General features: G+C 74.4%; 10 protein-coding genes and 1 rRNA gene. 10 read left to right on the top strand and 1 reads right to left on the bottom strand.

Annotated features, from left to right (window positions below; genetic code table 11):
- Positions 1-80, top strand: a 5S ribosomal RNA gene (gene rrf, locus ACYVJ0_RS12260); the annotation flags it as partial.
- Between the two features lie 168 nt (positions 81-248).
- On the opposite strand, the gene ACYVJ0_RS12255 is transcribed toward rrf, so the two are convergent.
- Positions 249-1,388 (bottom strand): hypothetical protein, encoded by a 1,140-nt coding sequence (locus tag ACYVJ0_RS12255; RefSeq protein ID WP_460818082.1) that lies wholly within the window; start codon positions 1,386-1,388, stop codon positions 249-251.
- On the opposite strand from ACYVJ0_RS12255, the gene ACYVJ0_RS12250 reads away from it, so the two are divergent.
- The 9 genes from ACYVJ0_RS12250 (at position 1,302) to xerD (ending at position 10,190) form a co-directional block, all read left to right on the top strand.
- Positions 1,302-2,180, top strand: a complete 879-nt coding sequence (locus tag ACYVJ0_RS12250; protein ID WP_460818080.1) for a hypothetical protein — start codon at positions 1,302-1,304, stop codon at positions 2,178-2,180. The genes ACYVJ0_RS12255 and ACYVJ0_RS12250 overlap by 87 nt on opposite strands.
- The gene (locus ACYVJ0_RS12245) at positions 2,164-3,201 is read left to right on the top strand and encodes an HAD-IIA family hydrolase (RefSeq protein ID WP_460818079.1); all 1,038 of its coding nucleotides are present in this window, start codon (positions 2,164-2,166) and stop codon (positions 3,199-3,201) included. Before ACYVJ0_RS12250 ends, ACYVJ0_RS12245 begins: the two co-directional genes overlap by 17 nt.
- Before the next feature lie 9 nt (positions 3,202-3,210).
- Positions 3,211-3,393 (top strand): hypothetical protein, encoded by a 183-nt coding sequence (locus ACYVJ0_RS12240; protein ID WP_449854997.1) that lies wholly within the window; start codon positions 3,211-3,213, stop codon positions 3,391-3,393.
- Positions 3,390-4,184: a TlyA family RNA methyltransferase gene (locus ACYVJ0_RS12235; RefSeq protein WP_460818077.1), complete on the top strand. Its 795-nt coding sequence runs from the start codon at positions 3,390-3,392 to the stop codon at positions 4,182-4,184. The genes ACYVJ0_RS12240 and ACYVJ0_RS12235 overlap by 4 nt, the downstream gene beginning before the upstream one ends.
- A gap of 88 nt (positions 4,185-4,272) precedes the next feature.
- The gene (locus ACYVJ0_RS12230) at positions 4,273-5,277 is read left to right on the top strand and encodes an NAD kinase (protein WP_460818076.1); all 1,005 of its coding nucleotides are present in this window, start codon (positions 4,273-4,275) and stop codon (positions 5,275-5,277) included.
- On the top strand, positions 5,274-6,971 hold the full coding sequence (gene recN, locus ACYVJ0_RS12225; protein ID WP_460818074.1) for a DNA repair protein RecN: 1,698 nt from the start codon (positions 5,274-5,276) through the stop codon (positions 6,969-6,971). Before ACYVJ0_RS12230 ends, recN begins: the two co-directional genes overlap by 4 nt.
- A gap of 39 nt (positions 6,972-7,010) precedes the next feature.
- Complete coding sequence (locus ACYVJ0_RS12220; protein WP_460818073.1) at positions 7,011-8,717, top strand: CTP synthase; 1,707 nt, start codon at positions 7,011-7,013, stop codon at positions 8,715-8,717.
- A 1-nt stretch (position 8,718) separates the two neighbouring features.
- Positions 8,719-9,288 carry an NUDIX domain-containing protein gene (locus ACYVJ0_RS12215; protein ID WP_460818071.1) on the top strand — a complete coding sequence of 190 codons (570 nt, stop codon included), beginning with the start codon at positions 8,719-8,721 and terminating at the stop codon, positions 9,286-9,288.
- On the top strand, positions 9,288-10,190 hold the full coding sequence (xerD, locus tag ACYVJ0_RS12210; protein ID WP_460818070.1) for a site-specific tyrosine recombinase XerD: 903 nt from the start codon (positions 9,288-9,290) through the stop codon (positions 10,188-10,190). Before ACYVJ0_RS12215 ends, xerD begins: the two co-directional genes overlap by 1 nt.
- Positions 10,191-10,366: the final 176 nt, after the last annotated feature.

The raw sequence follows: 10,366 nt of genomic DNA, 5'->3' as shown, positions 1-10,366 counted from the left end.
TTCCGAACCCGGAAGCTAAGCCTCTCAGCGCCGATGGTACTGCAGGGGGGACCCTGTGGGAGAGTAGGACACCGCCGGACACCACTTCACCGGAAGGCCGCCCAACGCTGGGCGGCCTTCCGTTGTTTACACGACAATCACAATCCAACAGCGGTACGGTGCTTCGACGCCGTAGAAGAGGGACGGGGACAATGGCTGACGACGCTGACAAGCGGGATCCGCGCGATCACAGGGACGGCCCCCGCCGCTCACCGCAGGGTGGATCCCGTCGCGACGACTCGCGTGGCCGCGATGCCGCGCGAGCGGATCGCGGCGAGCCCCGTCGCGACGACCGATCGGGCCGCCAGGACGACCGCGGGTCGAGGCCCTACCGCGAGGGCGCTCGCCCCGCTGCCCGCGACGGTCAGCGGCTGCCTCGGGCCGGCGACGATCGTCCTCGTCGGCAGGGTGACGGCTACCGCCCGCGCCAGGACCGCGACGACTCGCGCTCTCGCGGTGAGGGCGGTCGCTCTGCGCGCGATGGCGGTTACCGTCCGCGTGGCGAAGGGGAGTACCGTCCCCGTCGCGAGGGCGACGGCTACCGTCCGCGGCAGGACCGCGATGGCTACCGCTCCGGTCAGGGTCACGACGGGCAGCGCTCGGGTTCCGCCCGCGACGGCAACCGCGCGGGCTCGTCCCGCGACGCATACCGCCCGCGCCGTGACGAGAACGACCGTCCGCGCCGGGACGGCGATCGCCCGGCTCGCGACGGGGGCTTCCGCCCGCCCCGCGCCGAGGGCGGCTACCGCCCGCAGCGTGACGCGGGACCCTCGCGTCCACGCCAGGACCGCGACGACCGTCCGCGCCGTGACGGCGACCGCGCGGCTCGCGACGGCGGGTTCCGCCCGCGCCGCGACGGGGACGGCTACCGCGCCCGCGAGGACCGGGATGGCTCGCGTCCGCGCGACGATCGTGGCGGGTATCGTCCTCGCGACGATCGCGACGGGTACCGCCCGCGGCAGGATCGCGCCGGCTACCGTCCGCGCCGCGACGAAGGCGACCGCCCGCGCCGGTACGAGGGAGATTCCCGCGACCGTCGTCCCTCCGGCGACCGCCGCGGCGCTCGCCCGCCCCGCGACGACCGCGAGGCACCGCGCCGCTGGCAGGACCGCGACGAGCGCGCCACCGGCGCGCGTCGCGACCGTGACGAGGACCGCGCGCCGCGCATTCCCGATCCGGAGCTGCCCGACGACGTCACGCCCAAGGATCTGCACGGTCAGCAGAACGAGCTCAAGACGCTGAGCAAGGAGAACGCCGACCGCGTGGCACGCCACATCGTCATGGCGGCGCGCCTGATCGACGACGACCCGCAGCTGGCCCACGAGCACGCCCTCGCGGCGGTCCGTCACGCGGGCCGCGTCGCCCTGGCGCGCGAGACGCTGGCGGTCACCGCCTACACGCTGGGTGACTTCGCTCTCGCGCTGCGCGAGCTGCGCACGCTGCGCCGCATCACGGGCCGCAACGACCACGTCGCCATGATCGTCGACAGCGAGCGCGGCGTCGGCCGCCCCGAGAAGGCGCTGGAGGAGGGGCGCGCCGCCGACCGCGACGCGCTCTCGGTCGAGCAGCGCGTCGAGCTGGCGATCGCCCTGTCGGGCGCGCGCCTCGACCTCGGTCAGACCGAGCTCGCGCTCGCGGAGCTGGACGTGCCCGAGGCCGATCCCGATCGCGCGTTCCCGTGGAGCCCCGGCCTGTTCGCCGCTCGCGCGGCCGTGCTCGAGGACCTCGGGCGGGAGGACGAGGCGGCCGAATGGCACGCGCGTGCCGAGATCGCGGCGGACGCCATCGACCAGGACCTGGCGCAGGGCGACGAGATCCTCGTGGACGAGGTGGAGGAGATCGAGCCGGAGTTCGCGGATGAGCACGCCGACGCGGACGAGCCGGCCGGTCCCGACGCGGCGGACGCGGAGCCCGCCGACCTCGACTCGGCTGCCGAGCCGTCCGAGGACGAGTCGTCGGAGGAGCCCCTCGCCGACGAGCACGACGACGAGGACGAGCCCGCCGACGAGGGCTTCACGATCGAGGACGAGGTCGACCAGATCCTCGCCGACGCCGGCGTGATCGACGCCGGTGAGAACCCGCACACCGACCCGCAGACCGAGGACGAGGAGGCTGACGGCACCGATGGCGCTGTTCGCTAAGAAGACCGAGGCGGCACCGCTCGACGGCGTCGACGTGGTGCTCGCGGATCTCGATGGCGTCGTCTACGCGGGCCCCGGTCCGCTGCCGCACGCCGTCGAGAGCCTGACGCGCGCGGCCGGCGAGGGGCGCCGGCTGGGGTACATCACCAACAACGCCTCGCGCACCGACGCCACCGTCGCCGCGCACCTCACGGATCTCGGGCTGCCGACGCGGCCCGAGGAGGTCGTCACGAGCCCGCAGGCGGCCGTCCGGCTGCTCGGGCAGAAGGTCGCACCGGGCGCGACCGTGCTCGTGGTCGGCGGCGAGGGCCTCGTCGTCGAGCTCGAGAAGGCCGGCTACGTGGTCACGCGCAGCGCCGAGGATGCTCCGGCCGCCGTCGTGCAGGGCTTCGCGCCCGACGTGGGATGGACCCAGCTCGCCGAGGCCGCGTACGCGCTCGCGACGCCCGAGGAGGACGGCGGCATCCCCTGGATCGCCACCAACACGGACTGGACGATCCCGCAGGCGCGCGGCATCGCGCCGGGCAACGGCACGCTCGTCTCCGCCGTGCACACCGCGGTCGGCCGCCTCGCGACGGTCGCGGGCAAGCCCGAGGCGCCGATCTTCCACGAGGCCGTCGCCCGCTTCGGCGCCGCCAAGCCGCTGTTCCTGGGCGATCGCCTCGACACCGACATCCAGGGCGCGCAGGCCGCGGGCATCGACTCCGCCGTGGTGCTGACGGGGATCGACCGGCCCAAGCACATCCTGGCCGCGCCGGCGCACTCGCGCCCGACGTACATCCTGAGCGACCTGCGCGAGCTGTTCGAGCCCTACCCGGTCGTGAAGCAGAAGGGCGATGTCACCACAGTGCGCGACGCCAGGGTGCGCGTCAGCGGGCCGGACATCGAGATCCTCTCGGAGGGCAGCGACATCGATCTGCTGCGCGCGGGCGCGCACGCGATCTGGACCACGGGCAGGCAGATCTTCGGATTCCGCGTGCCCGAGCGGCTCTACGCCGATCCCTTCCACCGCCAGAGGTAGCGTGGGGGCATGGACAGCGTGATCCCCGAGGACGAGACGGGCGAGGGCCTCGTCAGCCGCGTGCGGGTGGTCGAGCAGCAGCCGCTCGCGCAGCGCGCCGCGGCGTACGCGGCCCTGCACGACGAGCTCGCGCGCCGCCTCGAGTCGGCACCGGGCGAGGCAGCTCCCGAGACGCGCGGCGAGCAGCGGTGAGCGAGCGCCTCGACGCGGCGCTGGCCGCGCGGGGCCTGGCCCGATCGCGCACCCACGCCGCGGCGCTGATCGCGCAGGGGCGCGTCGCGGTCGCCGGCCGTGTGGTGACGAAGCCGTCGGCGCGCGTCGACGACGCGGCCGAGATCCGCGTCGCGACCGACCACTACGTCAGCCGCGGGGCGCACAAGCTCCTCGCCGCGCTCGACGGGTTCGGGCTCGACGTGTCGGGCCGGGTGGCGCTCGACATGGGCGCCTCGACGGGCGGGTTCACGCAGGTGCTGCGCGAGCGCGGCGCCGAGCCGGTCATCGCGGTCGACGTCGGGCACGGGCAGCTCGCGCCCGAGGTGGCGGCCGATCCGGCGGTGCGCCCGGTGGAGGGCTTCAACGTGCGCTACATGACGCCCGAGGCGCTCGCCGAGGCCGGCGGCGTCGCGCAGGCCCCCGGCGTGATCACCGGCGATCTGTCGTTCATCTCGCTCACGCACGTCCTGCCCGCCGTCGCGCGGGTCGCCGCGGCCGACGCCGACATCGTCCTGCTCGTGAAGCCGCAGTTCGAGGTGGGTCGCGGCGGCGTGCGCGAGGGGATCGTCACCGACGCCGGCGCGCGCGTGACGGCGGCGCTCGACGTGCTGTGGAGCGCGCAGGACGCCGGCCTCGGGTGCCTCGGCGTGCTGCCCTCGCCGATCGCCGGATCGCGCGGCAACCGCGAGCTGCTCGTGCACCTCGCGCCCGGGCGCGGCCGGCGGCCCGACGCGTGGGCCGGCGCCGTCGAGGCCGCCGCGCGGGGCTGACGGCGGCCGGCGCGACCCGCCTGTGGATGGGCGCCGCGGGCACCCGTCGATCCGACAGAATGGATGGAATGGCTAGCGGGGGAGGACCATGACAGAGCGCAGGATCCTCGTCGTCGCGCATGCGCACCGCGACGACACCGTCGAGGCGGCGATGAGCGTGGTCGACGCGCTCCGCCGGTCCGGTGCCGTGCCGGTGCTCGACCCGCAGGACCGCGCCGAGCTCGCGGCCGTCGTGCCGGCGTTCGCGGAGGTCGCGGCGCTGGGGCAGGACGTGGCGCTCGCCGACGTCGACCTCGCCATCGTCCTGGGTGGCGACGGCACCATCCTGCGCGCCGCCGAGCTCGTGCGCGAGGGCACCGCTCCCGTGCTGGGCATCAACATGGGCCACGTCGGCTTCCTGGCCGAGATCGAGCGCGACGACATGGACGAGGCCGTGCGGCGCGCCATCGCCGGCGACTACGACGTGGAGGAGCGGCTCGCGCTCGACGTGAGGGTGCGCGACCGCCGCGGCGAGATCGTGTTCGAGACGTGGGCGCTGAACGAGGCGTCGATCGAGAAGGACATGCCCGGGCGCATGATCGAGGTGGTCCTCGAGGTCGACGGGCGCCCGCTGTCGAGCTTCGGCGCCGACGGGTGCGTCGTCGCCACGCCGACGGGATCGACCGCCTACGCGTTCTCCGCGGGAGGCCCGGTGATCTGGCCCACCGTGCAGGCCATCGCCGTCGTCCCCGTCTCGGCCCACGCGCTGTTCGCGCGCCCCCTCGTCGTCGGCCCCGAGCACACGGTCGCCCTCGAGGTGAAGGGCGGGATCGCCGGGTCGGGCGAGCTGTGGTGCGACGGCCGCCGCTCGCACCCGCTGCCCGCCGGCGCACGCGTCACGGTCCGGCGCTCGGAGCGGCCCGTCCGCCTCGCGCGGCTGCACCCCGCCGCGTTCACCGACCGGCTCGTGCGCAAGTTCCAGCTGCCCGTGCACGGCTGGCGCGGCCCCACGGGCACGATGATGACCGACGCCGTGAGTGTCGTGCCGCTGCACGACGACGCGGATGTCGCGGATCCCGTCGCGGGCGCAATGCCGGGAGGTGCCGAGCGGTGATCGAGGAGATGCGCCTGCGCGACCTCGGCGTGATCGCCGAGGCCGCCCTGCCGTTCGGGCCGGGCTTCACCGCCGTGACGGGCGAGACGGGTGCCGGCAAGACCATGGTCGTGACGGGCCTCGGCCTGCTGCTCGGCGCGCGCGCCGATTCCGGCGCCGTGCGCGCCGGTGCGCCCCAGGCGTTGGTCGAGGGCGTCTGGATCGTGCCGGAGCACGGCGCCGTGGCCGAGCGCGTGCGCGAGGCCGGCGGCGACCTCGAGCCGATCGGCGAGGGGCGTGCCGAGCTCTACCTCTCGCGCAGCCTCTCGGCCGAGGGTCGCAGCCGCGCGGGCGTGGGAGGCCGCACGGCCCCGGCGGGCGTGCTCGCCGACCTCGCCGAGCACCTCGTGGCCGTGCACGGCCAGTCCGAGCAGCTGCGCCTGAAGTCGGCGGCCGCCCAGCGCGACGCGCTCGACCGATTCGGGGGCGAGGCCGTGGGCGCCGCGCTCGCGGCGTACCGCGGGGCCTTCGACGCGTGGCGGGCCATCGACCGCGAGCTGACCACGCTCACGACCGAGCGCGACGCCCGCGCGGCCGAGGCCGAGGCGCTGCGGCAGACGCTCGCCGAGATCGAGCAGATCGCGCCGGAGCCCGGCGAGGACGCGGCGCTCGCCGAGCGCGCGGAGCGCCTCGCGAACGCCGAGGAGCTGCGGGCGGCGGCGGCGCTCGCGCGCGAGGGCCTGTCGAGCGAGGAGGGCGCGCCCGATGTGGCGTCGATCCTGGCGGAGGCGCGGCGCGCGCTCGAGCGCGCGGGCGACCCGACGCTCGGCGCGATCGCCGAGCAGCTCGCCGACCTCGGCTACCGCGCGGCCGACCTCGCCGTCGAGCTGTCGGGCTTCCTCGCCGACCTCGACGAGTCCGGCCCGCTGGAGCTCGCGGCCGTGGAGGAGCGCCGCGCGGCCGTGGCGTCGCTCGTGCGGGCACACGGATCGCTCGACGCGGCGATCGCGCTGCTCGAGACCGGATCGGCGCGCCTGGCGGAGCTGGACGACGACGGCGACCGGATCGAGCGGCTCGCGGTGCAGCGCGACGAGGCCCGCGCGGAGCTGGACGCCCGCGCGGCGGAGCTGACGGCGGCCCGCACCGATGCGGCCGCCCGGCTCTCCGCGGCCGTGACCGAGGAGCTGCACGCGCTCGCGATGCCCGACGCCGCCGTCACGGTCGCGGTGCGCGAGGGCGCCGAGGCCGCGCACGGCCGCGACGATGTGGCGTTCCTGCTGGCCCCGCACCCCGGCGCCGAGCCGCGGCCCGTGGCGAAGGGCGCCTCGGGCGGCGAACTCAGCCGCGTGATGCTCGCGATCGAGGTCGTCATCGCCGCGACCGATCCCGTCCCCACGTTCGTCTTCGACGAGGTCGACGCCGGCATCGGCGGCGCCGCGGCCATCGAGGTGGGCAGGCGCCTGGCCAAACTCGCGGAGACCTCCCAGGTGATCGCCGTGACCCACCTCGCGCAGGTCGCGGCCTTCGCGAACAACCACCTCAGCGTGGTGAAGGCGAGCGACGGCACCGTCACCACCTCGAGCGTCCGGGCGCTCGAGGGCGGGGAGCGCGAGGCCGAGATGGCCCGCCTGCTCTCGGGCATGTCCGACTCGGACGCCGCCCTCACCCACGCTCGCGAGCTGCTGGCGATGGCGGACGCGCGGGTGTCGCGATGAACCCCACCCTCACCTCGACTGTTAGGATAGAAGCCCGTGATGCAGACCACTTCTGAGGGCAACTCGGGTACGACGACCAAGCAGATCTTCGTGACGGGCGGTGTCGTCTCCTCCCTCGGTAAGGGGCTCACGGCCGCGAGTCTCGGCAATCTCCTGACCGCACGCGGACTGCACGTCGTGATGCAGAAGCTCGACCCGTATCTGAACGTCGATCCGGGCACGATGAACCCGTTCCAGCACGGCGAGGTCTTCGTGACCGACGACGGCGCCGAGACCGACCTGGACATCGGGCACTACGAGCGCTTTCTCGACGTCAACCTGAGCCAGGCCGCGAACGTGACGACCGGCCAGATCTACTCGCAGGTCATCGCGCGCGAGCGCCGCGGCGAGTACCTGGGCGACACCGTGCAGGTGATCCCGCACATCACCGACGAGATCAAGCGCCGCATGCGGCTGCAGGCCGAGGCCGACCCGCAGCCCGATGTGATCATCACCGAGGTGGGCGGCACCGTCGGCGACATCGAGTCGCAGCCGTTCCTCGAGGCCGCGCGCCAGCTGCGCCACGAGCTCGGGCGCGACAACGTCTTCTTCGTGCACGTCTCGCTCGTGCCGTTCATGGGCGCGTCGGGGGAGCAGAAGACCAAGCCCACGCAGCACTCCGTGGCCGCCCTCCGCCAGGTCGGCATCCAGCCCGACGCGCTCGTGCTGCGCAGCGACCGCCCCGTGACCGAGGCGAACATGCGCAAGATCGCGCTGATGTGCGACGTCGAGACCGAGGGCGTCGTCAACACCGTCGACCTGCCGAGCATCTACGACATCCCGTCGACCCTCAACGACCAGGGCCTCGACTCGTACATCGTGCGGCGGCTCGGCCTGACGAAGGCCGCCGAGGTGGACTGGACGCGCTGGGACCGCGTGCTGCAGGCGGTGCACAACCCCAAGCACGAGGTCACGATCGGCCTCGTCGGCAAGTACATCGACCTTCCCGACGCCTATCTCTCGGTGACCGAGGCGATCAAGGCCGGCGGCTTCGCGCAGGAGTCGAAGGTCAACATCCGCTGGATCCCCTCCGACCTGTGCGAGACGCCGGACGGCGCGCGCGAGCACCTCGCCGAGCTCGACGGCATCTGCATCCCGGGCGGCTTCGGCATCCGCGGCATCGAGGGCAAGCTCGGCGCGCTGCGGTTCGCCCGCGAGCAGGGCATCCCCACGCTCGGCCTGTGCCTGGGCCTGCAGTGCATGGTCATCGAGTACGCGCGCAACGTGGCCGGGATCGACGGCGCCTCGTCGAGCGAGTTCGACCCCGAGACGCCCGCCGCCGTCATCGCGACCATGGCGGAGCAGGTCGAGATCCTCGAGGGCGGCGACCTGGGCGGCACGATGCGCCTGGGCCTGTACCCCGCGCGCCTCGCGGAGGGCTCGCTCGCCGCGGAGCTGTACGGCGCGACCGAGGTGCAGGAGCGCCACCGCCACCGCTACGAGGTGAACAACGCCTACCGCGACCGCATCGCCGAGGCCGGCATGGTCTTCTCGGGGCTGAACCCCGACCTGGACCTCGTCGAGTTCGTCGAGCTGCCGCGCGACGTGCACCCGTACTACATCGCCACGCAGGCGCACCCGGAGCTGCGCTCGCGCCCGACCGATCCGCACCCGCTGTTCCGCGGCCTCGTGGCGGCGGCGCTCGAGCGGCACCGCGCGAGCGAGCTGTTCGAGGTCGACGACGTCGAGGCCGGGGTCGAGGCCTGACGTGGAGCTGCACGACGAGCCGGGGGACATCCGCGTCCTCGACTCCGCCGTGGGGTACCGCGGGCGCGTGTGGGACGTCGTCGAGGACCGGATCGACTACAACGGACGCGAACTCGTGCGCCACTACATCGCCCATCCCGGTGCATCGGCGATCGTCGCCATCGACGACGCAGAGCGCGTGCTGCTGATCCAGCAGTACCGTCACCCGATCGCGTCGCGCGAGTGGGAGATCCCTGCGGGCCTGCACGATGTCGCGGGGGAGGACCACCTCGCCGGCGCACAGCGGGAGCTCGCGGAGGAGGCGGATCTCACGGCCGAGCGCTGGGAGCGGCTCGGCGCGTTCGCGCTCAGCCCGGGCAGCAGCGCCGAGCGCATCGAGCTGTACCTCGCGACGGGCCTCACGCCCACGGCCGAGGCGTTCGCCCGCGAGGACGAGGAGTCCGACATGCGGCTCGAGTGGGTGCCGCTCGAGGAGGCGCTGCGCGCCGTCCGCGAGGGCCGCTTCGGCAACGCCACCCTCGCGCTCGGGGTGCTGCTGGCGGCCGATCGGATCCGCTCGCGCGAGGCCTGATGCGCGTCGAGCGCGCGATCGACGCCTACCTCAGGCACGTCACGATCGAGCGCGGCCTGAGCGATCACACCGTCGCGGCGTACCGGCGCGACCTCGCCGGCTACGGGGAGTGGCTGGCCGAGCGGGGGATCGCCGACACCGACGCGGTCACGGCGGCGATCGTGGCGGAGTTCGCCGCCGAGCGGGCCTCCGCCGATCCGCCGCCGGCCGCCTCGTCGCTCGCGCGGCTGCAGTCCTCGGTGCGCGGGCTGCACCGCTTCCTGGCGCGCGAGGGGCACGCGGCCGACGACCCCGCCCAGCGGCTACGGCCGCCCAAGCAGCCGCGGCGCCTGCCGAAGGCGCTCTCGATCGACCAGGTGGAGCGCCTGCTGCAGGCGCCGTCGCCCGACGAGCCGCTCGGCATCCGCGACCGCGCGCTGCTGGAGCTGCTCTACGCGACGGGCGCCCGCGTCTCGGAGGCGATCGGCCTCGACGTGGACGACCTCGCGCACGGCGACGTCGTCCGCCTGCGCGGCAAGGGCTCGAAGGAGCGGATCGTGCCCGTCGGCTCGTACGCCCGCGCGGCGGTCGACGCGTACCTCACGCGCGTACGGCCCGATCTCGCCACGCGAGGGCGGGCCTCGCCGAAGCTCTTCCTCGGCGCGCGCGGCGCGCCCCTGTCGCGCCAGAGCGCGTGGCTGGTCATCCAGGCGGCCGCCGAGCGGGCGCAGCTGAGCGCCCACGTCTCGCCGCACACCCTGCGCCACTCGTTCGCCACCCACCTGCTGCAGGGCGGCGCCGACGTGCGCGTCGTGCAGGAGCTGCTCGGCCACGCCTCCGTCGCCACGACGCAGATCTACACGCACGTCACGGTCGACACGCTGCGCGACGTCTACGCGACGAGTCACCCGCGGGCCCGGTAGTCCCGTCGCCTTCTGTGCCCTCCGGGCACGGCGTGCTGCGCACGCGGCGCGACGTGTACGCGACGAGTCACCCGCGGGCCCGGTAGTCCCGTCGCCTTCTGTGCCCTCCGGCACGGTGCCCGATAGCAGCACCGCCGCGACCGGGTTCGTCCGGAATCGTGCGGGAACGTCCGAGC

The sequence above is a fragment of the Microbacterium petrolearium genome (assembly GCF_054782875.1).
This window is presented reverse-complemented; position numbering and strand designations above follow the sequence as displayed.

Bases quoted from the DNA above. Each gene is read 5' to 3' on its own strand.
- ACYVJ0_RS12230 (WP_460818076.1), top strand. From the start codon at position 4,273: ATGACAGAGCGCAGGATCCTCGTCGTCGCGCATGCGCACCGCGACGAC.
- ACYVJ0_RS12240 (WP_449854997.1), top strand. From the start codon at position 3,211: ATGGACAGCGTGATCCCCGAGGACGAGACGGGCGAGGGCCTCGTCAGC.
- ACYVJ0_RS12245 (WP_460818079.1), top strand. From the start codon at position 2,164: ATGGCGCTGTTCGCTAAGAAGACCGAGGCGGCACCGCTCGACGGCGTC.
- xerD (WP_460818070.1), top strand. From the start codon at position 9,288: ATGCGCGTCGAGCGCGCGATCGACGCCTACCTCAGGCACGTCACGATC.
- ACYVJ0_RS12220 (WP_460818073.1), top strand. From the start codon at position 7,011: ATGCAGACCACTTCTGAGGGCAACTCGGGTACGACGACCAAGCAGATC.